This window comes from Psychromonas sp. (assembly GCF_047632955.1).
Classification (GTDB): Bacteria; Pseudomonadota; Gammaproteobacteria; order Enterobacterales; family Psychromonadaceae; genus Psychromonas.
The window spans coordinates 16517-40446 of the sequence record NZ_JBLIED010000025.1 but is presented as its reverse complement, the minus strand read 5'-3'; the positions used below and the strand labels follow the sequence as shown (position 1 = coordinate 40446).

The window sequence follows — 23930 nt, the reverse complement described above, 5'->3', positions numbered from 1 at the left end:
AGGAAATTAGGTTATTGACGCTGAGCGAATCGAGGTGAAATCACATATATTCGAATTCATGACTGGCCAGAACCACTTGGTGTAAGGTTTCCTCTTCTTGATTAGTGAGTTTCTCAAGCGCAATTTCAGCTTCTATGGTGGGTGAATTATAGGCGGCGTTCTGCAGTAACTCGATCAGTTGTATATTAAAATTCGTTGCCAAAGCGACAACCTCATCAATTGATAATTCAGCTTTTAATGCCATCTGCTGACATTGCATCGGAAAATTGTGATTAAATTCACTATCTAAGCCAGTTTCTAATAAACCGGGAGGGGCTTGCTGCGTATATTGCTGGAGTTGCAGATAGGATAGTTGCTCTTTATTACGCATAAAATCGAGTAATAATTTTACCTTGTCATTATTTACCTCAATACTCAGTCGAAGATAAAAATCAGCCAGCTCCCGATGACATTGCGCTATGTAATAAAGGAAATCTTTAATCGGTTTAAGGCGCATAATAAACTCCTCAACATTATCGCTTCAGATCATTATCGATACCGACGTTATCATTGATTTTGCTCTTTAGCAGAAGTGACTTTTCAGTATCATAAAAACAGTTGAATGAAGTTTAGTTAACCTTTTTCAATTTAAACATTAAAACCTCAAACTTTATGTTTATTTCACCTAACGTTGATCGCTGCTGCCTATGCTATTTCCAGACGGGCGTAAGCGCTCATTAACCATTTACTGCCGACACCCATGAAATTCACCTGTAAGCGACTGTTTTCTCCGCTGCCCTCCTGAGCAATCACGGTGCCTTCTCCAAACTTCGGATGCTTTACCTGCTGGCCAATACTAAAGCCTAAAATATCCTGGCTTTCTCGAGTAAATGCGGGCTGCTTAACGGCAGGCTGCTGGACTCTGCGGACCTGAGTTTTAAGGCGAATATATTCAATATCCTGTTCCGGCAATTCACTGATAAAACGCGAAGGAGAATGAAATTTTTCCTGTCCGTATAGACGGCGACTTTCCGCATGACAGAGGGTGAGTTTTTGCATCGCTCTGGTCATACCCACATAACAAAGGCGACGTTCTTCGGCTAAGCGCACTTCATCGTCAGCGGATTGCTGCCCGGGGAACATGCCTTCTTCCACACCGACTATAAAGACCTGCGGAAACTCTAACCCCTTTGCCGCATGCATGGTCATTAATTGCACGGCATCATCAAACTCATCGGCCTGGTTATCACCCGACTCTAATGCGGCATAGGCTAAAAAAGCAGTGATCTCGTTCATCTCCTGCTCTTCAGCCGGGATAACAAAAGATTTAGTGGCAGAAACCAGTTCTTGTAAATTTTCTATACGGCTGCGTGATTTTTCACCTTTTTCATTTTCGAACATGCTGTGTAAACCGGAGTGACGGATAACATGGTCAACGGTCTGAAATAAAGGCAGCTCCGAGGTTTCACTTTCGAAGCGGTTGATAAGTTCAATAAACAGAGACAATGAATTTTTTGCACCGGCACTGAGTTGTTTCTGCTCAATTAAAAACTGACTCGCCTGCCACATGGTATAACCCTGCTCGCGGGCACAAAGTCGAATCTTATCCAGGGTGGTATTACCAATTTTACGTTTAGGTTTATTGATAATACGTTCAAAGGCGGCATCATCCTGATGGTTGTTGATTAAGCGCAGATAAGCGATGCTGTCTTTTATCTCTAAACGATCAAAGAAGCGCTGACCACCATAAATATGGTAGGGGATCTGCTGCGCCATTAACTGCTCTTCAAAAAGACGAGACTGGGCATTGCTGCGGTATAAAATGGCGCACTCGGCGAGTTTTTTACCGCTATTTTGCCATGCTTGTAACTGCGAGGTAACATAACGCGTTTCATCGTAATCATTAAAGGCGCTGTAAATGGCAATCGGCTGCCCATCTTCACCGCTGGTCCATAATTCTTTGCCTAATCGGTCACTATTATTTTTAATCAGATGGTTAGAGGCATTTAAGATATGTCCCGTTGAACGGTAGTTTTGCTCTAAGCAGACCGTGACCGGATCGGGTTTTTCTCTTAAAAAACGCTGAATATTCTCAATATCAGCACCGCGCCAGCCATAAATAGACTGGTCGTCATCTCCTACTATGGTCAAATAACTGTTGTTATCCGTGAGCAGGTTTAACCATGCATATTGTAGTTTGTTGGTATCTTGAAACTCATCGACCAAGACATGGCGGAAACGCTGCTGATAATGTAATAACAGAGCAGGGTTGTTTAATAGCAACTCGTGGGCACGTAATAATAATTCCGCAAAATCAACTAATCCGGCCAGCTGGCAAGCCTCTTCGTAGGCCTTATAAACCTGCAGACGTTGTTTTTCCTGTTGGCTATAACCCACTTGAATATGCTTGGCCCGTAAACCCTCATCTTTTTTATCGTTGATATACCATTGTAACTCTTTGGCCGGGTAATATTTGTCATCTAAATGCAGACTTTTGATAATACGTTTAATCATCTTTTGCTGATCGTCGCTATCAATTATTTGAAACTGTTCTAGTAAGTTAGCTTCTTGATAATGCAGGCGCAATAGACGGTGGGCAATGCCGTGGAAAGTACCTATCCACATTCCGCCTATCTGCTGCGGGCAAATATCGGTAATACGGCCGCGCATCTCTTTGGCGGCTTTATTGGTAAAGGTTACCGCCAAAATAGAATATGTCGGAATGTTCTCTACCTGCATCAACCAGGCGATGCGATGAGTTAAAACACGTGTTTTACCACTGCCCGCACCGGCTAAAACGAGCATATTCTGCTCCGGCGCGGAAACAGCAGCACGCTGCTGATCATTTAAATCATCAATTAAGTAAGAAACATCCATAACAAAAGACCTGTGTATTTATTCAGTAAAATAAAATTATAGCAGTTTATAGAGTTGATCTAAACGGCTGATTTCGACGGTGGGTAATAACATTGCACCACTCAGAGATTGTTTGTTGGGATTAAACCAAACCGCTTGCGCACCATTATTTTGCGCGCCGTAAACATCACTTATTAAATGGTCACCTACATGTAAAATATCACTGACTTCAATGTTTAAACGTCTGGCCGCTTCGATGAACAGATCGGCTTCCGGTTTGGACTTAAAACCATTACCGGCTTTTAAAATAAACTCAAACTTATCATTAAGTTGGATTTTAAATTCATCTACATTGCCATTGGTAATGGCGATTACCGGGTAAGTTTGTGCTAACTTATCTAATAGCTTTAAGCTCGATTTTGGCACCACAAAATCACTGCGTAGTTTTAGAAACTCAGAAAAAGCATGTTGAGCGTACTCTATCGCCTTAAACTGCGGAATCCCGTAAATTGTCATGATCCGAGTTAGTGTCTGAGTGCGCCATAAAGAAACATCATGTTTTATTTCGGGAAATTCCAGCGCTTCATTATTTTTGTATAATGACCACTGTTTTTCGGTCAATTCCGCCAGTTCAGGATAGGTCTGGTTGAGGTGCTCAATAATCGCTCGATTGGCTTTTTTGATGATCGGGTGGTTGTCATAAAGGGTGTCATCAAGATCAAAACTGATTGCTTTAAAAGGTTTAAGTGCCCGGTAGTATTTCATGGTGATGTATCCATCTCTGTAGTTATTTTGTGGTTATTTTTTACGTTTAGCACGCGGGTGCGCCTGATCATAAACTTTTGATAGATGTTGAAAATCGAGGTGTGTATAAACCTGGGTGGTGGCTAAGTCTGCGTGTCCGAGCAGAGTCTGCACCGCACGCAGGTTACCACTTGATTCAAGCATATGGGTAGCAAAGGAGTGACGTAATTTATGCGGATTGATATGCCCCGGTAAGGCTTGTTTTAAGCCCCATTTTTCCATTCTAGCCTGTACATTACGCGCTGATATGCGTTTTTTTTGTTTAGAAACAAACAGTGCTTTTTCGTCCTTTATACAAAATTCAGGGCGGATTTTAAGCCAGATTTTAATAGTTGCAACGGCTCTGTCGGTAATAGGTAATAAACGCTGTTTACTGCCTTTACCCGTGACCATCAGCTCTTTTGCAGATAATTTCATGTCTTGTAAGTTAATGCCTACTAACTCGCTGAGGCGTAACCCAGAAGAATACATCAGTTCCATCATGCACTGATCGCGAATACTAAGCGGATCTTTTTCATCAATATCCAGAAGCTGAAACATATCATCAACGGAGACGTTTTTAGGCAGGGGTTTATCTAATTTGGGTGCAGAGACTCCTTTTGCCGGATTATTGGTTAAAGTATCAATCTGTACTAAATAGTCTAAAAAAGAACGTAAAGCGGAAAGTTTGGTGGCAATAGAACGGGCTTTAAGACCCCTTTTATGCAGGGTTTTAACCATTAAACGCACCAGTTGACTGTCTAAGTCTGTCCAGCAGCTTATGTTACTTTCAATTAATAAGGTAACAAATTCAGCTAAATTACGTTGGTAGTTGGTGATGGTCACCGGACTCAAACCGCGCTGGCTGGCAATATGATTTAAGTAGCTATCGATAAGGGGTCGTAAAGGTTGCATCTTTGTTTGCATAGCTTTACTCATTATATTTTTAGAGAGAAAAAAAGTGTCATTTTCAGCAATACAGATAAAAATCACACTTATTAATAGAGAGTCAGAAGCTGAGCTTAGATTTGAATTTGTCCATCAAAAACAAACTCAGCAGTGCCGGTCATTCTGACACTTTGTCCTGCTTGCCAAAAAAAGCGCAGTTCACCGCCGGGTAATTCAATTGTACAGTGGGTATCTAATTTACCCTGCAATTGCCCCACCACAGCGGCAGCACAAGCGCCGGTGCCACAGGCTAATGTTTCGCCTACACCGCGCTCCCAAACCCTTAAGCGTGCACGATCGCGGCTTTTTATTTCTAAGAAACCAACATTTACCTTGTTAGGAAAACGTTCATGGGTTTCTAATAACGGGCCCAGAGTTGCAACCGGCGCCGTATCAACATCATCAACCAATACCACACAATGCGGATTACCCATGGAAACCACGCCGCATAGAACAGTATGGTCCTCTACGCGTAGAATATAGGTTTTTTCCTCTTTCTGAGCTTCAAAAGGTACTTTTGCAGGATCCAGAATAGGTTTACCCATATCCACGGTAATATTACCATCATGCTCGATTTTAAGCTGAATTTTACCATTGCCGGTACTGACGTTAATTACCCGTTTTTGTGTCAAACCTTTCATTTTAACAAAACGTGCAAAACAACGCGCACCATTACCGCACTGCTCTACTTCACTGCCATCGGCATTAAAAATACGATAATGAAAATCCAGCTCCGGATCATAGGGCGGTTCAATCATTAATAATTGGTCAAAACCGATACCAAAATTACGATCTGCCAAACGGCGGATCGTATCTTTAGAAAGAAATACATTTTGCGTGACATTGTCAATGACCATAAAATCATTACCTAAGCCGTGCATTTTTGAAAATTGAATATTCATTATTTCTCGTTGTTGAATTTAAGTCAGCGTTATTATTTTGGTAAAACGTGCTCACCACGCCATAAATCTTTGAGTTCTTCGCGTTCACGTACGACAAAAGCTTTGTCACCATCGACCAGTATTTCTGCAGCCCGGCAACGTGAGTTATAGTTAGAACTCATGGTTGCGCCATAGGCACCGGTACTGCGGATAACAAGATAATCACCTTCAGCTAACTCAAGCTGACGCTCTTTACCCAAAAAGTCACCGGTTTCACAAATGGGACCCACAATGTCATAGTTACGTACAGGACGATCTTTGCCATCGGTATAAACGTTGTTTAATGGGATAATATTTTGCCATGCACTGTATAACGCCGGGCGGATTAAATCATTCATCGCCGCATCGACAATGGCAAAGTTTTTGTAATCATTGAGTTTTAAGAATTCAACTTTAGTCACCAGCACACCTGCATTTGCCATAATGGCACGACCGGGCTCAAAAATAAGTTTGAGACTGCGACCGGCCATTCTATTAATGATTGCGGTCATATATTGAGCAGGCTCCGGCGGCGTTTCTTGGTTATAAGGTACGCCTAAGCCGCCTCCGAGATCAAGGTGAGAGATAGTAATACCCTGTTCTGCCAGTAGGTCGATTAAAATTAACAATTTGTCTAAGGCTTCAATAAAAGGAGCAATTTCAGTTAACTGCGAACCGATATGGCAATCCACGCCTTTTATTTCTAAAAATTCAAGATCTCTGGCTATCTGATAAACGTCTAACGCCTGTTCAATTTCGATACCAAATTTATTTTCTTTTAAACCGGTAGAGATATAAGGATGAGTACCGGCATCAATATTAGGATTAATGCGAATTGAGATAGGCGCTTTGACATTTAAGGCTTTGGCAACGCCATTAATGCGGTACAGTTCGGAAATGGATTCAACATTAAAGCACATAATGTTGGCCTGCAGTGCCGCTGATATTTCGACTTCCGTTTTACCTACGCCTGAGAAGACGATTTTTTTCGGATCGCCACCGGCTTGAATCACCCGCATTAATTCTCCGACAGAAACAATATCAAATCCGGATCCCATTCTTGCCATCAGATTTAATACAGCCAAATTAGAGTTTGCTTTAACGGCGTAACATATCAGATGAGGGTGTTTACCTGCTGCGCGGTCAAAAGCTTGCCAATGACGCTCGATGGTTGCTCGCGAGTAGATATAGGCTGGTGTACCTGTTTTTTTAATAACGTGCTCTACAGGTAACCCTTCAACAAAAAGACGGCCATCATTTTGATAATTAAAGTGATCCAATTGTAAATCCTTTTTATTTTCTTAAATATGTAAAATCAATGTGTTAAACAATAACAAATTAAATTTTGTTATTCGCTTGCAGTGATTTTTTTGGTGTCACTGTCAGCTGTTTCTGCTGGGCTCGGTGCTGTATTTTGTGGTTTAACCTGAGTTTCAGGTTCAGGGGTTCTATACAGAGAACCGCTTTTACCGCAACCCGTCAATAAAGCTGCAAAAAGCAACGCTGCAATAGATAAATTAATGTTTTTCATACTTTTTCCCAGCGAGTTTTTGTCGCGCCGCATTGATAATGATATTTGTTTACATGCAAACAGCTTAAATAGACTGATTCCTGCATCTTTACCTAGTTTGAGTATATAATCGCATTTCATTGTTAAAAAGCAAAGGGGAAGTAATGTGAATGATAGTGAATTTATACAATTAGCTGATCAGCTCTACCAAAAGATAGAAGAGAGAATTGAAGAATCAGGTGCGGATGTAGATTATGACCAAAATGGTAGTTTATTAACACTTGAGTTTGAAAACCATACTAAGTTGATTATTAACCGTCAGCAGCCCCTGCATCAAGTTTGGTTGGCGACCTTAGAAAATGGTCATCATTATGATTATAAAGAGGGTAAATGGATAGATGACCGCAGTGGTGATGAGTTTTTAAGCTTTTTATCTGCGGCAATTTTCAAACAATCAAAAGAAAAGGTAGATTTTAATTAATATCGAATAAAAGACGTTATTCTGCGAGATCTGTTTAAAATGACCTTCTGATAACTTTGTAGCAGATTATTGACTGTTATATATATTTGAAAATATAATCAGTGCAGGGTTGTTGTTTTTAGTTTTTTTAAAGTAAACAATCTCGTATACCGTAAATGGAGTGAATCATGTTTAAATTATTTATTGTTTATCCGCTTATTGCACTAATCGCTTTTTGGATTGCAAGCGATACTGACATCGAGGCTTCGGTGTATTCACTCCATGATAATTATATTGAGCTTGAATTTCCAAGGGAAAGTTGGCGCTCGGCCGATCATCCTGAACCCTGGTACAGCTTTTACTGGAATGCAGATGCTGCTCGCGGAACTTTAAATGAAATTAATGATGCTGTGGTTAAATAAATAAAGATAATGATGGTGGATAGAAATGAAAACAGTTGTTTTTCCCGGCTCATTTGATCCGGTCACGCTGGGTCATATTGATTTGATCAGCAGGGCAAGTAAACTCGCTGAAAGGGTGGTTATTGCCGTGGCGGTCAACACCAGCAAAAAAACCTTATTTAATTTAGATGAGCGCTGTGATTTATTATTCCAAGCTACGGCGCATTTAAACGGCGTTGAAGTGATCCCTTTCTCTGGATTATTAGCAGATTTTGCTAAGGAGCATAATGCCCAGGCTCTTATTCGCGGGATACGCGGTACCACGGACGCGGATTATGAATTACAACTAGCGCAAGTCAATAAAGCCTTAAATACAGCATTAGAAACCATCTTGTTACCCGCCAATGCCGCAACCGGTTTTATCTCATCAACCGTGGTCAAAGAAGTCTTCAAACATCATGGTGATCTTGACTCCTTTGCGCCGGCTTGTGTAAAAGAAGCACTGCTTAACAAGCGTTTTTAAATAACATCATAAAATCCTCTAAGATGCAGATTGTGGAATATAAAAAGACCCTTTTAATGTGTCAGTTAATTTAATGGGTCTTTCTAGCGTTATATCCACTAGCAGCAGACTAGCAATCTGTTAATTTAAATATTTTTAGGGATGCTTAATTATTTTAAAGTTATCCCAAGCCTGAGAAGTCGGCATCACCTCTATACTATTAATATTAATGTGAGCGGGCTGCTCTGCTATCCAAAATATAATATCAGCGATATCTTCAGGTTGTAGTGCGTGCGCATTGTTGTAAATTTGCTGGTATTTGTCTTTATCTCCTTTAAACCTTACCAGGCTAAATTCACTTTCAGATAAACCCGGCTCTAAGCTGGTAACGCGTAGGCCTGTTCCTGCAAAATCACTGCGCAGGTTTCTGGAAAATTGAGCGACAAAGGCTTTGCTTGCACCGTAAACATGACTGCCCGGATAAGCCCAGTTAGCCGCGATGCTCGCAAGGTTAATGATGCTGGCCGAGGCTTGCTTACCTAATATCGGTAATAAACTGTGAGTCACATTAACCAGACCTGTAACATTGGTATCTATCATAGTGTGCCAGTCATCCAATGAAGCCTGATCCGCAGGCTCTGTTCCCAAAGCAAGACCTGCATTATTGACCAGTATAGCGACCTGTTTAAAATTATCTGGGATAGCCTGAGTAAATGCTTTTACAGCATCGCTGTCACGTACGTCTAACTGATAAAAAAAGACATCTGTTAATGGTGATAGTTGGTCGCTGAGATCTTGTAAACGTTCTTTTCTGCGTCCGGTAATAATGAGCGGGTAACCATGTTGAGCAAATTTTTTCGCGGTTGCCAGTCCAAACCCGGATGTTGCTCCGGTAATCAATACAGTCGGCATTATTTTTGTGTTCATGGAAAATTCCTTATTAGATATTGGGTATTACGCGTTATTACCTCTCGGCCTAATAAGCTACTGTGCAATGATTAAAAAAGTTAGAGCCAGATCTTAATATGATCAATACCAGGATATTTATGGACAGCTTCCATTCTAAATAAATGCTGATCAATGAAGACTAAAAAGGCAACACCTGCGGATTGTCACGACTGTATAAATATAAAAGCATGTTTAAGTGACGGGACGCAGTTCGTTGATCAGTCCTCCCAAAATAGCCAAGCCTGGTATGATTTTATCGCTGTTAATCGCTGAAAATCCCAGCCTGATATAATTTTCGGGAGCATCTTTCTGCATAAAAAGGCTGTCGCCAGATTCGACTAAAATGCCATGTGCGGCTGCGCTATCAACCAGTAGATGACTGCTGATTGCTTCCGGTAAACCTATCCAGAAACAGAAACTGCCGGCGGTAGAGTGGATCTCGCAGTCACCGAGATAGCGCTCGATGCCTTGTTGCATCAGTAACCATTTTTTTTCATAGGATTGGCGCATACGGCGAACATGGCTGTCATAATAACCCTGGCTGAGAAACAAGGCGGTGATGCGCTGGTTATTGGAGGGGGGATGACGGTAATGCAAGGCGCGCAATTTACGCAGTTCAGTAATTAACGAACTATCAGCAACCAAATAACCGATACGTATTCCGGGAGTAAGGGATTTTGATAAACTGCCCGTATAAATCACTCGACCGTCCTGGTCAAAGCTTTTTAGGGCCGGCAGCGGCTTTTCTATAAAATTAACTTCACTTTCGTAGTCATCTTCAATAACGATAAAATCATCTTTAGATGCTTGCTCAAGCAATGCCTTACGCCGCTCTATTGTCATGGTCACCGTGGTTGGATATTGATGGCTTGGGGTGACGCACACATAATCACAATCTTTAAGTTGTTCACCTACCTGCACACCCTGATGATCAATATCAAGCGCTTTAAGCGGACTATCACATAATGCGATAACGTGTCGTAAGTTGGCATAACCCGGATTTTCAACACCAAAAGTGACTGATTTGTCAGCTAATAAACTGGTTAATAAAAACAGCGAGTTTTGAGTGCCAAGGGTGATTAACACTTCATCGGTTTTAGCACTGATGCCACGTTTGGATAAAATTTGCTGGCGAATCTGCGCGACCAACTGCGGGTCATCCATATCAATAAAACCTTCAACCCATTCATGCAGTTTACCTTTACTTTCTGCTATTCGTGAACATTCCCGCCATTGATAAAGGGGGAAATCATTGACGTCGATCTGACCGTAAATAAAGGGATAAGGGTAGTTTAGCCAATTCTCATCTTTGTTGAGCGTTGATAGTTGGCTGGGTTGTTTTTGTAATCGTTTAGACCAGTTAGGCTGGTGAGAGGGGCGAGGTGCATCTTTTGTGGTGGTTTGCACTGAATTGGAGATCCGTTGCACCATGAGTAAGTCTGAATGAACAAAAAAACCACAGCGTTCACGAGCAACAAGGTAACCCTCATCAACCATACTTTCATAGACTAATACAACGGTATTTCTTGATACGCCAAGCAGTTCGGCCATCTTTCTACCGGAAGGTAACGGCTTGTCACCAAAGGTATCTTGTTCAATTAGCTCGACTAATTTTTCACGGATCTGTTGCTGATAAGTGCTGTTTTGATGAAGCTCAATATTCATTAAAAAATCAACCATTACGTCACCTGTATGAAATGTTGGAGTGTATTTTGCTTGTATCTTTATTTCACCGTAATAACAGTAACTCCGCTCTTATATTATTAAGCAATTTTCAGGCCAACATTAGTTTTAAAAGGTGAATGAAAAATAACGATAACAATAGTGGACTATGAATTTCAAAAACTGGCCCTGTATCTTATTTTTTGCACCGCGTAATTTAAATAACGAAAGCAACGTCCCATCAACAACATCAGATTAATAAGGAATTTTAAGATGAAAAAATGTAAACCACTCAAAATAATGACCGCAATGGCTGCCCTGTTTTTTGTTTCAACGGTAGCTGCAAAAGATGTCACTATCGGTTACATGGGGATGTATAACCCTTGGAAGCATGCGATTAACGAAAAGTTAATTGAAAAAGCAACGGGTTATAACGTTAAATGGCGACGTTTTGACTCAGGTGCAAAAGTGGTCACTGCGATGGCATCAGGATCAATTGATCTTGCTAATGCAGGCTCTAGTCCAATTGCTGCGGCAGTAAGTCATGGCATAGAGATTGAAGTAGTTTGGATTTTAGAAAACATTGCCGATGCAGAAGCGTTTGTTGTACGTAATGGTGCAGGAATATCGTCCCCATCAGACTTAAAAGGAAAACGCATTGCGGTACCTTTTGTATCAACCACTCACTATCACGCTATGTTTGCCTTAGAGCAGTTTGGCTTGTCTGAAAAAGACGTTAAATTAATTAATATGCAACCTAATACCATTGCTGCCGCATGGCAACGAGGAGATATTGATGCAGCCTTCATCTGGGATCCAGTGTTAGGCAAAATCAAAAAAGATGGAAAGGTTCTTATCACGTCTAAAACCCTTAGTAGTTGGGGAAAAGCAACTTTTGACGGCTTGGTGGTCAATAAAAAATTCGCTAAAGAAAATGCAGATTTTATGGCTAAGACTTTGAAAGTTGCAGCTGACCTTGACCAAGAATACCGTTCTCATAAAGAAACCTTTGGTCCATCTCACCCTATTGCCAAATCAATTGCAAAAATTACTGGTGGTGACGTGAACACGGTTGCCGATGTGTTGGCTTTGTATGACTTCCTCGATTTTAACACTCAATTATCCTGTAGCTGGCTTGGCTGTGGTGCCGAAGGTGGTGTTGCTAAATCCTTACAAGCAACCTCAGAATTCCTTAACGAGCAGAAAAAAATAAATCATTTAATGCCTGATTACAGTGTCTTTGTTAACCCTGAATATGCGCTTGCAGCATCTAAATTATAATCAGTGAGATTAAGTTCAATCGATCTAGTTAGGAGTACCGCAATGAACACATTGAAAGTTTGTAAAGTCTCAGTTGTCTATCCCGGATCAGAAGGCGGGGAGTCCGTTACAGCGTTGTCGAATGTTAATTTTGCCATGAAGCAGGGCGATTTAGTGGTTGCTTTAGGGGCATCGGGTTGCGGTAAAACCACTCTGCTTAATCTAATTGCAGGTTTTATCTCGCCAACTAAGGGATACCTGACACTGGGTGACAGTAAAGTCAAAGGTTATCCCAGAGTGCTTTGCGGACAGGATATTGGTGATGAGATAACCGGACCTGACGCCGGTCGTGGTGTTGTGTTTCAAAAACATGCGCTATTACCCTGGCTAAATGTGATTGATAATACCGAGTTTGGCTTAAAGCTGCAGGGGATTGATAAAAAAACGCGCCGCACTCGTGCCGCGGAGTATCTGAAACTTGTTGGCTTGGAGGATTTTCATCAACACAAGGTATACCAGCTTTCTGGCGGTATGCAGCAGCGTGTGGGGATTGCCCGTGCACTAACCAATGACCCTAAAATGTTGCTTCTTGATGAACCTCTCGGTGCTCTGGATGCGCTGACACGCGAGTCCTTACAAGAGTTGCTGCTTGATGTCTGGCGTGAAACCAACAAGATGATGTTCTTTATTACCCACAGTGTTGATGAAGCTTTATTGTTAGCCACGCGATTGGTGGTGATGTCGCCTCGACCCGGGCGTATCACCCATCAATTTGATTTAGACTTTAATCAGCAGTTTTTAGATTGCAGGGATGCAAGGAAAGTAAAATCCAGCCCTGAGTTTATAGCAATGCGTGAACAAGTTTTAGCAATCATTCATGGCGACGAGTTGGCTATAGCCTAAGGAACTATTATGACCAGTATTACTAAAGCATTAACGACAAGTGCAGCCGCTCCCTGTCTATCCAAGGCAAAAGAGGTCGACAGCCAGCCGGCCCCGGAACAAAAAATGGTAGACACTAAAGAGGAGCGGGCAACGGCTGCAGCGTCGGTTTCCTTTTTAGATAAAATAGAGCTTAAAATAAAAAAATTAAGGGCGCCAAGTGCAGTACAAAGCGGGGAGTATTTTGGTACCCCGGGTGCTGGAGATAGTCGCTTAATCGGGGTTTGCTCGACAATATTTTTTATTGCGCTATGGGCAGTTGCAACGGAAGGTGGTTTTATTAAACCGATCTTTTTACCCTCTCCCATTGATGTGGTTCATCGCTTAATTGATATTACCGTGGATGGTTTTGCGGGCGCTACGTTAGTGGAACACCTTAATGCCAGTTTAGTACGTATTTTTGGTGCTTTTCTATTAGCTTGTTTAATTGGTGTTCCATTAGGTATCACTATCGGTTGTAACCGTGTTTTCCGTGGTATTTTTGATCCATTAATAGAGTTTTACCGCCCTCTGCCACCACTTGCTTATTTACCACTGATCATTATTTGGTTAGGTATCGATGAATCAAGTAAAGTGACCCTGATTTTCCTCGCTATGCTATCGCCGATTGTACTAAGTGCACGTGCAGGTGTGACGTCAGTTCGCATTGAGCAAATTCAGGTCGCTTACTCAATGGGTGCCAGCCCCTGGCAGGTGATTACGCAAGTTATCGCTCGTGGTGCAATGCCGGATATTATGACCGGAATGCGTATTGCTATCGGTTTTGGTTGGACTACCTTAGTGGCAGCAGAAATGGTTGCAGCAGAGCGAGGTATTGGTTTTATGGTACTTAATGCTTCGGAGTTTTTAGTCACTGATGTGGTGATCGCAGGTATTATCGTGATTGGTATTATCGCTTACAGTTTTGACTTGTTAATGCGTTATCTGGAAGCAAAACTGATCCCCTGGAAAGGTTATAATTAACCGCTGTTATGTTTGTTATTACCCGCTATCACTATGTGATAGCGGGTTTTTTTTTGCTTTTATTTTGTTATAAAATAAGCCTTCCTAGGCCTTCTTTTTAGCTTGTAAATTATGAATAAAACTTTCTGGGCTTGTTAACTAAAGCGCTGAGTAAAGGGATTGAAGAGCATAAATGGGCAGTAAGATACTGAGTCACTATAAAACGCGATAGCGGGTAGTGGTAGATGATTTAAAACAGTAATTTTAACGCGGAAATAACGGTATTGTCTTATTTTGCTTATCCCGATCTGAGGTTAAGTTTTTCAAATATTTGCACCCGCTAGTAATGATTAGTGATGAGATTGATTTGGAAGGCGGCTTATCCTTTTGCGAAGAAAACCCTAATAGCCAGAGTGAAAACCAAGAGTAATAGAATAGTCTTCGTTTCTCTTTAGATCTTCAGCTCAAGAGGTGGGTTAATATGCCTGTAGTAAATGGGTTTTAAGCACTCGGAGAGGCCAATAAAGTTAATATTGAAAGGCAGGCTTGACCTAGTAAAAGAGAAGTGACCTGACACATCAGGTCACTTGAGAATCAGCATAGCGCTTTAAGCTAATAGGGTAACAACAGAGTTCGCTATACCGAGTAAAGCAACCACCACCATGATTGGCAATGCAAAGCTTTTTAAAGATTGAGGTGGTCTGCGGTTAAACAGGTATTGGCCATAATACACGGCAACAATGGTTGGAACAGTCAGTATTAATAAAGCCTTAGGTAATGTTCCATCGACTAATCCCCCGCTGATAAGAGTAATAACGGCTAATGCTTCACTGGCAATAAAAAATAAAATCATGGTTGCACGTTGCGCGCTGGTGGTTAAATTGCTGGATAACATATAATACACAATCATTGGCCCGCCGATAGATGCACTAGCGGTTCCCGCACCGGAAGCCAAACCAAACCCGACTTTGGTGGTGGTCTTTTCTGCATTAAAAGGCCTGAAACTGGAGAATAAAAGCGCAGCTAACGCCAAAACACCCAAACAAATTAGCAGCTTAAGTGTCTCTGCGGGCACCAAAAGTAAAAAACAATAACCGATTGGAATGCCTAATATTGATCCAAAAACAAGTTTTTTTAAAGCAGGAAAATCGGCTTGTTTAATTGCCTGCTTCCATAAATTAAGGCTGCAAATAAGATCTAACGATAAAACAATCGCCACACTTTGTTGCGGTTCAAAAAAGACGTTTAGGCCAACCACTGCAATCACTGCAAAACCAAATCCGCTGTATCCTCGCACTACCGCTGCAAACATGACCACGGGCATAACATACCAAATTTTTTCCACTTTTTATCCTTAACTGCTTGTTGAGTCTACCGGTCACTATTGCAATATCAGTTTATCAAGGTTAGAGCCAATTAAAGGCAATTATGGCTCCAGAGGCGCACATCAGAAAACCGGTAAAATCTTTGGCTCCATCAATTAAAATGGCTGGTTCTAGAGAAGCAGCTGATTATTAAGTTAGTGTGATTCCATAGTCATTAACACTTATCGCAGGAGATAATTATGGACACCATGACGTTACCAGCATCAGATATAATAGAAAAAGACCGCAACCATATATGGCATCATTTGAGTCAACATAGTGTATTAAAGCACCAGGATCCGATGGTAATGGTAAAGGGTGAAGGCTCACGTATTTGGGATGCAAAGGGCAACAGTTATCTTGATGCTTCTTCCGGTGGTGTTTGGTGTGTCAATGTCGGTTATGGTCGCACTGAGATTGCTGATGCGGTACGCGAGCAGATCTTGAAACTTAACTTTTTTGCAAGTACAGCGGGTAATGAGCCCAGTGCTGAATTCGCTGCAAAATTATTAGAAAAAATGCCGGGCATGAGCCGTGTTTATTACGCTAGCTCAGGTTCAGAAGCGAATGAAAAGGCATTCAAAATGATACGCCAAATTTCTCAGCAAAAGTATGGGGGTAAAAAGAATAAGATCTTATATCGCGAGAGGGATTATCACGGTACCACTATTGCCACATTAAGTGCGACAGGTCAGGAAGAGCGGCGTCTACATTACGGTCCCTTTGTACCTGGTTTTGTTGAGTTTCCTCATTGTTGTGAGTACAGAAGTCAATTTGGTGATATTAAAGATTACGGTATTCTAGCGGCAAAAGAGTTGGAAAAGGTCATTCTGCGCGAAGGTCCGGATACTGTTGGTGCGGTTGTTTTTGAAACTATCACAGCCGGGGGAGGAGTGATCACACCGCCTGAGGGATATTGGCCGGCAGTGATGAAAATATGTAAAAAATATAATGTGCTGATACACATGGACGAAGTAGTTTGCGGTATGGGCAGAACGGGGAAATGGTTTGGTTATCAGCATTACGGCATCAAACCCGATATCGTAACACTGGCAAAGGGAGTTGCATCCAGTTATGCGGCTATTTCATGTGTTGTTACTACGGAAGCGTTATTTGATGAGTTTCTTGCCGATAGCAGTGACCGCAACGCCTACTTTCGAGATGTCAGTACTTACGCCGGTTGTACTGCCGGTCCTGCAGCTGCATTGGCTAATTTAGCAATATTAGAACGCGAAGATCTTGTGACTAACAGTGCGCTAATGGGTGATTACTTATTGGGCAAATTACAATTGTTAAAAGAGAAGCATCCGATTATTGGCGACGTACGCGGTAAAGGTTTGTTACTCGGTATTGAACTGGTCAGTAATCGCGAAAGCAAAAGGCCTGTTGCGGAATCCGTGGCGATTAATATTGCCGCAATGTGTATGAAAAAAGGCTTAATTATAGGCCGTACCAACCGCTCTTTTAAGCATCTTAATAATACTTTATGTTTATGTCCGGTATTAACGCTCAGCTATGAAGAGGCCGATTTTATTGTGGCAACGCTTGATAGTGTTTTCAGTGAGGCATTATAATTTTCGGGAGTGTTTAAATGGTCAGCTTTACTAAATCCTTTACTCAGCAGGAAGCCATTCCCGAAGAGGGCATTGCTTCTGCAATCGCGGTGATGAGATCCGGTCGCCTGCATCGCTACAATGTACAAGCCGGTGAAAAAAGCCTGACAGATGAGCTTGAACTGGCATTTAGTCAATACCTTGGTGTTGAAAACTGCCTTGCCTGTGCGTCATGCGGTTACGCCCTGCACATTGCCCTAAAAAGCCTCGCTATCCTGCCGGGCGACAAAGTGCTCTGTAATGCATTTACATTGGCACCGGTCCCCGGTGCCATCCACAATGCCGGTGGTGTCCCTGTACTGGTCGATATTGATGAGCAGCTCTGCATCGATCTTGACGATCTGGAATATAAAGCGCGCCATTCGAGTGCTAAATATCTTTTGCTTTCTCATATGCGTGGACATATCGCCGATATGGATAGAGTGATGGACATATGCCAACGTCATAACCTCGCACTTATCGAAGATTGTGCCCATACCATGGGCGCTAAATGGAACGGTAAAATGAGTGGCAGTTTTGGTGATGTGGCCTGTTTTAGCACGCAAACCTATAAGCATATTAATTCGGGAGAGGGTGGTTTATTAGTGACGCCTGACAATGACATTATAACAAGAGCAATAATATATTCGGGCTCTTATATGTTTTACGACAAACATCATGCGGCTCCTGAAAAAGAGCAGTTTGATGCTGTTAAATATACTACTCCTAACTACAGTGGCCGAATGGATAACCTGCGATCTGCAATACTATTACCGCAACTTAAAAAACTCGATGATAAATGTCGAGCCTGGAATGCCAGATACTATTTGATGAACGCAGTTATTGGGTCAAGCCTAGACATCAACACCATAAAAAGACAAAAAAAAGAGGCTTTTGTTGGCAGTTCCATCCAGTTCTCCATTCCTTTATTCTCAAAGGACGATTTTAAACAGCTTATTGCTAACTGCGAAGCGAAGGGGGTATCTGTTAAGTGGTTTGGAGATAGCAAACCAAACAGTTACACGAGTAAATATGATAGCTGGCATTATCTTAATGACAGGTCAGTACTGGAACCAACAGAGCGTATTTTGGCGCAACTGATTGATCTTCGGATCCCGCTTACATTTAGTCTGGATGACTGCAAAGCAGTCGCTGATATAGTTGTCACCGAGGTAGAGAAGCTTGGCGCAGGCAAGTAGCTACTGTTATTTTTTAAGGCTGATGGCTTAGACTGCAAAGGGAAAATTGCCTCGTTGCCCTGCTATTTATAAGCATTGGATTTATTGAACACTAAAAAAGCCCTTCCTCTTTCTTTTTTGAAAAAAGGAAGAGTGACGCTACATCCTTTAAGCACGTCACCTAAATTTTTTTGCGATGAATTGTCAAAAAGCGGCCAAGTTGAAGCAGATCCTGCTATCCATTTTCGTTTGCAAAACAGCGCATAAAATCAGCTAGGCTGGTGGCTTGCTCTTCAGTAACGCCGTTATACAGGCTAGCTCGAAGATAATCCCCTACGCCGAAAGGTGTCAGTGTGCGCAGCCCGACCATGCCCCTTTCCCAGCACTTAATCAGAAATTTATCGGTCAACTGTTGATCTCCGCCTTTGATATTGAACGGCAGATTCATGCGGCTTCTTAATACTTTATTGGAAACCGGCGTGCCGTAAAAACCATTGGAATTATCGATAACATTGTATAAAACTTGGGACTTGGCAATACAGCGGCGCTCATTAGCAACCACGCCACCTTGGCGTTCGAGCCAGTCCATCAGAAAACCAACCACTTCGATGTTGAAAGTTGCGGGAGTATTCCAGAGATTTCCCGCTTCACTGTTGATCGTATAGTTAAATACGCCAGGGCAAAGTGGGGAGGCTTTATCTTTGCCAAGCAGATCCTTACGAATAACCACCAGAGTTAAGCCCGGGTGGCCGATATTCTTTGATGCGCAGGCGAAGAGTACGCCAACACCATCACCCTGCCAGTCGATAGGTTTAGTAGTGAAATCTGAACTTGCATCAACAACTAAGGGAATATGCCTGCGTGATTCCGGAAGTTTAGGAAGGCGGTGCAGCTCAATACCATTTACTGTTTCATTAGAGCATAAATACACATATTTACTTTGCGGATCTATATCTGCTTCGCTCAGTACGGGAAAATTTGTATAATTCCCTGTTCGCTTATCTTTCCCGTCAATGGTTTCAACATTACAGTACTTTTGGGCTTCATCCCGTCCTCTTGCTGACCAAGTGCCGTTGACAACATAGGTTGCAGTATCTGAATGATGGTGACAGAGATTAAGTGGCAGAGCCGCAAACTGACCGTGGCCGCCGCCATGGGTAAAAAGCAGCTCATAATTGTCGGGTATCTCCATCACCTTTCTAATTGTCGCAAGCGTATGGTTAAGTATTTTCAGAAACTCAGGGGCACGGTGTGATAATGCCAGTGATGTAAATCCGGAGTTATTAAAGCTTGCAGCAATCTGCTTCTCAACAGCCTTTGGTAATGATGTCGGTCCGGGACTGAAATTAATGACCTTTTCTGGCGCAACGCTTGGGCTGAGTGAACCCAAAAGGGCGGGGTGTGTGGAAGTGCTTTCAAGTGTGTTTATATTCATTTTAATTTCAGCTTCCATAATCAATATTCCTTGTTTTTATGAACAAGCCAGTCGCAGCTCTGACATCATCAGTCTGGTGCGTAATGTCTCTGATGTATAAATTAGCTCCTTAGCAGAAGCGTTAATTCTTAATAAGCCATTGATCAGCGGACTGTCGCCGCAAACGGGTAAATGATCAAACTCTGTGGGGAATTCAGCTGACTATTGCGATTACTACAAAACTAAAACTGGCCGAATGAGTCAGAAATGACTTACTCTATTTTTATTCCAGTTACCAACGATACAAATTGTAAGGGGCACTCTCCTTTCTAGTTAGCGCCAACCCTGAGTTTCCTTGGTGCCAAGTCGTTGCTGTCCTTTTTGTCGACAATCTCTATTAGCGCGTCTTTATATTAGTTGGTTTTTCGTGGCTGGTGGTTTTCACGGGAAGCCGATGAATTTGTTGTTGGTGATGGTCTTTGTGAAGAAAATGGCACATTGATAGGTCATTTTTATTGGAGAAATAAAAAAGCTCGATCATCGAAGCGGCCCTGGTAACGATATAACTTTGTCACTCATTATTCTGAATTCTCGTTCAATTCACCTCTGCTTTTATTGACTTAAGTCATCCTAGGTACTATAAAAAGGTCAACGAAAATTACCTGACCTTTTTGGTTTTGTATTGTAATGCATTGAATGTCCGTCCTTTTCTCCATCAGCATTTTTTAAAATAAAATTATAATATGTAAAGGTACAGAGATTATGGGCTCTGCAAGAGGGGTGTAGCGAAAAAACCTTACTCTCTGTTAATGTGATTTGACTATCGCTGACAAATTTTTTTGATAGTCTTATAAGTTAATCGAAACATATTGAAAGCATTGACAAAGATAATTATTTTATAAATGCATGGTAAGTTAGGTTATTAATGCTCCGTTAGTTGTGCGTATAATGCGCGTCTAAAGATTGATGAAACTCTTAAACTGCGTGTTTTTATTTCCGCTATTTTAATATTTCAGCTTACGTACAAGACTCTACTATTACTTGGATACATTCTTGCTTACAAGCTAAATCTAACGATCATTCACATTTTTAACTTAATTTTTATCATGAGAATTTAAGTGCAGCTCTCATGATCATTATGATCAGTTAAAAGTATTTTGTAATAGCATAGTATTAATATGCTTTTAATTTTTTATTGCGAGGGCTTTATGGAGTATCAGGTAAACCTATTTAAAGATAATTAATTTTAATGACGGGTTTTAGTGGAAAAGTAAAAGTGCTTTTTCCACAGTTGTTGACAAGCATCTTTGCCGGACAGGCTTTTTATTTCTGCTTTTTCGGGGGGAGCTGCTGTTGGTGGGTGTGCTATCGAAGTCACAAATATCAATGCAAGCGAACCTTTTAAAAAGAACAATTCTCAGTTTACATTGTTGCTGATCGGCACCTTTGCTGAGCTAGCTTATGCTATTTCAGCATTATTAGGTGCAAGAGGGTCAGTAACAGAAACATTCAATATCAAGGTATAGAACAAATAATGCTTAAACAACTATTAAGACGGATAATTATAATAATAAAACCACTGTCTATTTTTATTTTCGGTGTGGTGAGTTTATTTGCAGGTATTACTTCGCCCGCTTTTGCGGCCTCCAGTCAATGGGATATTTCGTGGGTTGATAATTCAGCTAACGAAGAAGGGTTCATTATTGAACGTAAAATAGACGGGGAGTATCTACTTCTGGCAACATTAGCAGCCAATACAACCACTTATACTGAAGTTGACGGTATTGCTGGGCAGGCAAATTGTTATCGTGTTGGTGCCTTTAATCAAGCGGGTAGCGCTTATTCAGAAGAAGCCTGTATTGATGCGGCTGCAGACCTTCCAACGACGCAAGTACCAACAACGCAAGTACCAACGACGGAAGTACCAACGACGGAAGTACCAACGGCGGAAGTACCAACGGCGGAAGTACCAACGGCGGAAGTACCAACGACGGAAGTACCAACGACGGAAGTACCAACGACGGAAGTACCAACGACGCAAGTACCAACAACGCAAGTACCAACGACGGAAGTACCAACGACGCAAGTGCCAACGACGGAAGTACCCACGACGCAAGTACCAACGACGCAAGTATCAACGACGGAAGTACCAACGACGCAATCACCAACGACAGAAGTGCCAACAGCCACTATCGTTGTACAAAGCCGTGTTTCGGCAAGTAAAGATGATGCCGAAGAGGACCCGGATGGCAGCATGTCCCTGCGCAGTTCTGATCTTGAGCTTGTCGAAGAGTCTTTCACACAAACCGTCGGAATAAGATTTACAGGTTTAGAGATACCTGAAAATGCTATTATTACCAAAGCCTATATCCAGTTTAAGGTAGATGAAACAAAAAATTCTGGCGATGCACTGTTTGACATAGTGGGTGAAAGTACAGCCAATGCGTCTAGCTTTGATAGTACAAACTTTAATATCAGCTACCGTACTCAGACCAGTGAATCTATATCATGGTCACCGGCTTTGTGGAGCAGTGTCGGTGCAACGGGTGCAGATCAGCGCAGCTCAGATCTGACTTCCATCGTGCAGGAAATAGTATCAACAACGGGGTGGAATAGTGGTAATGCCATGGTTTTTATCTTCTCGGGTTCAGGAAAAAGAGTCGCAGAATCTTTTGATGGTGATCAGAGTGGCGCACCGCTGCTTTATATCGAATATACCTATTAAGAATGACTTTGAAGAGCAGTGATTACAGCTGCCGGTATAATCTCAATGCGCAGAGGTTAAGGGTTTTTTAATAAAACTCGAAGGTCCCGACTCTCTGATCAAAATCCCCAACCTTATTTAAGGTTGGGGATTTTTTTGTTTAATTAGTTTAGGGATCATTTTGAAACAAGAATCTATAGGAGATGTATTGCACGCCATAGATGCCGTGTTGTTTTTCATCAACAGCAAGAAAAACGTAAACGAAAATTTCCTAGCCGCTTTGGTTTGACATTTAAATGCATAGGATTTATTGAAAACTAAAAGTGGTTTTCCTTTCTTTTTTTTTACATATCTAAGGGGGTATGTGAAATACAGATAAATTCAGTCTCTCCCTCCATCCAAATTTACAACCCGATGACCTAAAATCATGATTTTTATCAATGAGTCTTAATTTGGTCTTAATTTGGTTTTTATTTAAAGTCATGTTAAAATAATTACGTTGATGGTAATTACCGTGGTGGATGGACTGCAAACAGCATCACTAATTATCAGAGACTTCTATGAAGCGCCTTGTGGTGATAACTAACTCAAGGCACTTCTTAATAACCAAGGGGATAAGTTATGCATGTAGAAACAGTAAGTTTTTTAAAGAAAAATGCAGCGAACCTTCCCTTGGAAGAGCCGTTGATCATCACACGGAATGGTAAGCCGGCTTACGTTATCGAATCGATTGAAGATAGAGATAACCGTGAAGAGGCTATTGCTCTATTAAAACTTGTTAGCTTCGCTAAAAGCGATATGCAGGCAGGCCGTGTAATGTCATCAAGCTCTTTTAAGGAACGGTTAGCACAACGTAAACTAACCTTAAAAGAAGTAAATAAAAATGGCCCAAGCCGTAATTGAATACACTGAGACATTTAACAACTCAACAGATCTTACTATTGCATATTTGTCACGATGGAGTGACGAGATCAGTGTTTTAGAAAAAATAGAAAGTACTATTGATATCTTTGAAAATGCGGTCAGCAGTAACCCTTTGATTTATTATGTATCACAGAGCATGTTTGATATTGCAGGTATTTCAAGTGTTCGTGAAGCGAATATAAACGGTTATAGATTATTGTATGAAGTCAACGAACGGCATAAAGAAACTGTTGTAACCACCTTTCTTTTATTAGGCCAGAGGCAATCCGTTAAAGAGCAGTTAATTAATCATTGCTTAATGTACCGATAACCTACTAATACCCGCTTAATTGCGGGTTCGCCCCTCACTATTATCCCAATATTTAAGTTAAAGATTCTTTATTCTCATTAGAATCAACATACACAAAATACCGCTTATGGTAAGTAACCGTTATTCCCAGAAAAACGGGCACCATTTGGCAGCCTTTATAAACTTGTTGTTTGGTGTGCTGATAAATGAAAAAGTAACGCCTAATTTTAGTTTTTACATCCATTTTTGTCACAAGTGATCTTTTCATGGGATGAAACCCAATGATCTGAGTGAGTTTTAGTATTTGTCCCACACCCGGTATCGCTACCTTTATTTCCCTTGTGTACAACTC

Annotated in this window: 23 protein-coding genes; 12 read left to right on the top strand and 11 right to left on the bottom strand. The window is 41.5% G+C overall.

The window, feature by feature from the left end; genetic code table 11:
* Positions 1-40 precede the first annotated feature (40 nt).
* From ACJAZP_RS14000 to lptM, 7 genes are all read right to left on the bottom strand, one after another.
* Positions 41-496: a hypothetical protein gene (locus ACJAZP_RS14000; protein WP_415231359.1), complete on the bottom strand. Its 456-nt coding sequence runs from the start codon at positions 494-496 to the stop codon at positions 41-43.
* Between the two features lie 188 nt (positions 497-684).
* Complete coding sequence (uvrD, locus tag ACJAZP_RS13995) at positions 685-2856, bottom strand: DNA helicase II (RefSeq protein ID WP_415231358.1); 2172 nt, start codon at positions 2854-2856, stop codon at positions 685-687.
* A gap of 36 nt (positions 2857-2892) precedes the next feature.
* Positions 2893-3600, bottom strand: coding sequence for an HAD-IA family hydrolase (locus ACJAZP_RS13990; protein WP_415231357.1), 708 nt, complete (start codon positions 3598-3600; stop codon positions 2893-2895).
* A 33-nt stretch (positions 3601-3633) separates the two neighbouring features.
* On the bottom strand, positions 3634-4533 hold the full coding sequence (xerC, locus tag ACJAZP_RS13985) for a tyrosine recombinase XerC (RefSeq protein ID WP_415231366.1): 900 nt from the start codon (positions 4531-4533) through the stop codon (positions 3634-3636).
* A 107-nt stretch (positions 4534-4640) separates the two neighbouring features.
* Positions 4641-5468 carry a diaminopimelate epimerase gene (dapF, locus tag ACJAZP_RS13980; RefSeq protein ID WP_415231356.1) on the bottom strand — a complete coding sequence of 276 codons (828 nt, stop codon included), beginning with the start codon at positions 5466-5468 and terminating at the stop codon, positions 4641-4643.
* A 32-nt stretch (positions 5469-5500) separates the two neighbouring features.
* On the bottom strand, positions 5501-6766 hold the full coding sequence (gene lysA, locus ACJAZP_RS13975; RefSeq protein ID WP_415231355.1) for a diaminopimelate decarboxylase: 1266 nt from the start codon (positions 6764-6766) through the stop codon (positions 5501-5503).
* Positions 6767-6834: 68 nt separating this feature from the next.
* Positions 6835-7017, bottom strand: coding sequence for an LPS translocon maturation chaperone LptM (lptM, locus tag ACJAZP_RS13970; RefSeq protein ID WP_415231354.1), 183 nt, complete (start codon positions 7015-7017; stop codon positions 6835-6837).
* A 145-nt stretch (positions 7018-7162) separates the two neighbouring features.
* Between lptM and cyaY the strand changes: the two genes are divergently transcribed.
* The 3 genes from cyaY (at position 7163) to coaD (ending at position 8380) form a co-directional block, all read left to right on the top strand.
* Complete coding sequence (gene cyaY, locus ACJAZP_RS13965; RefSeq protein WP_415231353.1) at positions 7163-7477, top strand: iron donor protein CyaY; 315 nt, start codon at positions 7163-7165, stop codon at positions 7475-7477.
* A 167-nt stretch (positions 7478-7644) separates the two neighbouring features.
* Complete coding sequence (locus tag ACJAZP_RS13960; RefSeq protein WP_415231352.1) at positions 7645-7878, top strand: hypothetical protein; 234 nt, start codon at positions 7645-7647, stop codon at positions 7876-7878.
* 25 nt (positions 7879-7903) lie between these two features.
* Entirely contained in the window at positions 7904-8380 is a 477-nt protein-coding gene (gene coaD, locus ACJAZP_RS13955; protein ID WP_415231351.1) for a pantetheine-phosphate adenylyltransferase, read from the top strand.
* Positions 8381-8515: 135 nt separating this feature from the next.
* Here the strand turns inward: coaD and ACJAZP_RS13950 are convergent, their stop codons facing one another.
* Complete coding sequence (locus ACJAZP_RS13950) at positions 8516-9286, bottom strand: SDR family NAD(P)-dependent oxidoreductase (RefSeq protein ID WP_415231350.1); 771 nt, start codon at positions 9284-9286, stop codon at positions 8516-8518.
* 213 nt (positions 9287-9499) lie between these two features.
* Positions 9500-10987 (bottom strand): PLP-dependent aminotransferase family protein, encoded by a 1488-nt coding sequence (locus ACJAZP_RS13945; protein ID WP_415231349.1) that lies wholly within the window; start codon positions 10985-10987, stop codon positions 9500-9502.
* A gap of 255 nt (positions 10988-11242) precedes the next feature.
* On the opposite strand from ACJAZP_RS13945, the gene tauA reads away from it, so the two are divergent.
* Genes tauA through ACJAZP_RS13930 form a run of 3 tightly spaced genes read left to right on the top strand, consistent with a single transcriptional unit; the run spans position 11243 to position 14134 of the window.
* Positions 11243-12250, top strand: coding sequence for a taurine ABC transporter substrate-binding protein (gene tauA, locus ACJAZP_RS13940; protein WP_415231348.1), 1008 nt, complete (start codon positions 11243-11245; stop codon positions 12248-12250).
* Positions 12251-12292: 42 nt separating this feature from the next.
* Complete coding sequence (locus tag ACJAZP_RS13935) at positions 12293-13132, top strand: taurine ABC transporter ATP-binding protein (protein WP_415231347.1); 840 nt, start codon at positions 12293-12295, stop codon at positions 13130-13132.
* Between the two features lie 9 nt (positions 13133-13141).
* Positions 13142-14134, top strand: coding sequence for an ABC transporter permease subunit (locus ACJAZP_RS13930; protein WP_415231346.1), 993 nt, complete (start codon positions 13142-13144; stop codon positions 14132-14134).
* A gap of 586 nt (positions 14135-14720) precedes the next feature.
* Here the strand turns inward: ACJAZP_RS13930 and ACJAZP_RS13925 are convergent.
* The gene (locus tag ACJAZP_RS13925; RefSeq protein WP_415231345.1) at positions 14721-15458 is read right to left on the bottom strand and encodes a sulfite exporter TauE/SafE family protein; all 738 of its coding nucleotides are present in this window, start codon (positions 15456-15458) and stop codon (positions 14721-14723) included.
* Positions 15459-15677: 219 nt separating this feature from the next.
* Between ACJAZP_RS13925 and ACJAZP_RS13920 the strand changes: the two genes are divergently transcribed.
* The gene (locus ACJAZP_RS13920) at positions 15678-17051 is read left to right on the top strand and encodes an aspartate aminotransferase family protein (RefSeq protein ID WP_415231344.1); all 1374 of its coding nucleotides are present in this window, start codon (positions 15678-15680) and stop codon (positions 17049-17051) included.
* A gap of 17 nt (positions 17052-17068) precedes the next feature.
* Positions 17069-18268 (top strand): DegT/DnrJ/EryC1/StrS family aminotransferase, encoded by a 1200-nt coding sequence (locus ACJAZP_RS13915; protein ID WP_415231343.1) that lies wholly within the window; start codon positions 17069-17071, stop codon positions 18266-18268.
* Positions 18269-18482: 214 nt separating this feature from the next.
* Here ACJAZP_RS13915 and serC read toward each other — a convergent pair whose 3' ends face one another.
* Positions 18483-19700 carry a 3-phosphoserine/phosphohydroxythreonine transaminase gene (serC, locus tag ACJAZP_RS13910; RefSeq protein ID WP_415231342.1) on the bottom strand — a complete coding sequence of 406 codons (1218 nt, stop codon included), beginning with the start codon at positions 19698-19700 and terminating at the stop codon, positions 18483-18485.
* A gap of 1268 nt (positions 19701-20968) precedes the next feature.
* Here serC and ACJAZP_RS13905 point away from each other — a divergent pair.
* The 4 genes from ACJAZP_RS13905 (at position 20969) to ACJAZP_RS13890 (ending at position 23599) form a co-directional block, all read left to right on the top strand.
* Positions 20969-21187 carry a hypothetical protein gene (locus ACJAZP_RS13905; protein WP_415231341.1) on the top strand — a complete coding sequence of 73 codons (219 nt, stop codon included), beginning with the start codon at positions 20969-20971 and terminating at the stop codon, positions 21185-21187.
* An 8-nt stretch (positions 21188-21195) separates the two neighbouring features.
* Entirely contained in the window at positions 21196-22386 is a 1191-nt protein-coding gene (locus ACJAZP_RS13900) for a hypothetical protein (protein WP_415231340.1), read from the top strand.
* A gap of 600 nt (positions 22387-22986) precedes the next feature.
* Positions 22987-23268, top strand: coding sequence for a type II toxin-antitoxin system prevent-host-death family antitoxin (locus ACJAZP_RS13895; protein ID WP_415231339.1), 282 nt, complete (start codon positions 22987-22989; stop codon positions 23266-23268).
* Positions 23249-23599, top strand: a complete 351-nt coding sequence (locus ACJAZP_RS13890; protein WP_415231338.1) for a type II toxin-antitoxin system RelE/ParE family toxin — start codon at positions 23249-23251, stop codon at positions 23597-23599. Before ACJAZP_RS13895 ends, ACJAZP_RS13890 begins: the two co-directional genes overlap by 20 nt.
* Positions 23600-23930: the final 331 nt, after the last annotated feature.

Bases quoted from the DNA above. Each gene is read 5' to 3' on its own strand.
- ACJAZP_RS14000 (WP_415231359.1), bottom strand. From the start codon at position 496: ATGCGCCTTAAACCGATTAAAGATTTCCTTTATTACATAGCGCAATGT.
- uvrD (WP_415231358.1), bottom strand. From the start codon at position 2,856: ATGGATGTTTCTTACTTAATTGATGATTTAAATGATCAGCAGCGTGCT.
- ACJAZP_RS13990 (WP_415231357.1), bottom strand. From the start codon at position 3,600: ATGAAATACTACCGGGCACTTAAACCTTTTAAAGCAATCAGTTTTGAT.
- xerC (WP_415231366.1), bottom strand. From the start codon at position 4,533: ATGCAACCTTTACGACCCCTTATCGATAGCTACTTAAATCATATTGCC.
- dapF (WP_415231356.1), bottom strand. From the start codon at position 5,468: ATGAATATTCAATTTTCAAAAATGCACGGCTTAGGTAATGATTTTATG.
- lptM (WP_415231354.1), bottom strand. From the start codon at position 7,017: ATGAAAAACATTAATTTATCTATTGCAGCGTTGCTTTTTGCAGCTTTA.
- ACJAZP_RS13960 (WP_415231352.1), top strand. From the start codon at position 7,645: ATGTTTAAATTATTTATTGTTTATCCGCTTATTGCACTAATCGCTTTT.
- coaD (WP_415231351.1), top strand. From the start codon at position 7,904: ATGAAAACAGTTGTTTTTCCCGGCTCATTTGATCCGGTCACGCTGGGT.
- ACJAZP_RS13950 (WP_415231350.1), bottom strand. From the start codon at position 9,286: ATGAACACAAAAATAATGCCGACTGTATTGATTACCGGAGCAACATCC.
- ACJAZP_RS13945 (WP_415231349.1), bottom strand. From the start codon at position 10,987: ATGGTTGATTTTTTAATGAATATTGAGCTTCATCAAAACAGCACTTAT.
- tauA (WP_415231348.1), top strand. From the start codon at position 11,243: ATGAAAAAATGTAAACCACTCAAAATAATGACCGCAATGGCTGCCCTG.
- ACJAZP_RS13935 (WP_415231347.1), top strand. From the start codon at position 12,293: ATGAACACATTGAAAGTTTGTAAAGTCTCAGTTGTCTATCCCGGATCA.
- ACJAZP_RS13930 (WP_415231346.1), top strand. From the start codon at position 13,142: ATGACCAGTATTACTAAAGCATTAACGACAAGTGCAGCCGCTCCCTGT.
- ACJAZP_RS13920 (WP_415231344.1), top strand. From the start codon at position 15,678: ATGGACACCATGACGTTACCAGCATCAGATATAATAGAAAAAGACCGC.
- ACJAZP_RS13915 (WP_415231343.1), top strand. From the start codon at position 17,069: ATGGTCAGCTTTACTAAATCCTTTACTCAGCAGGAAGCCATTCCCGAA.
- serC (WP_415231342.1), bottom strand. From the start codon at position 19,700: ATGGAAGCTGAAATTAAAATGAATATAAACACACTTGAAAGCACTTCC.
- ACJAZP_RS13900 (WP_415231340.1), top strand. From the start codon at position 21,196: ATGCTTAAACAACTATTAAGACGGATAATTATAATAATAAAACCACTG.
- ACJAZP_RS13895 (WP_415231339.1), top strand. From the start codon at position 22,987: ATGCATGTAGAAACAGTAAGTTTTTTAAAGAAAAATGCAGCGAACCTT.
- ACJAZP_RS13890 (WP_415231338.1), top strand. From the start codon at position 23,249: ATGGCCCAAGCCGTAATTGAATACACTGAGACATTTAACAACTCAACA.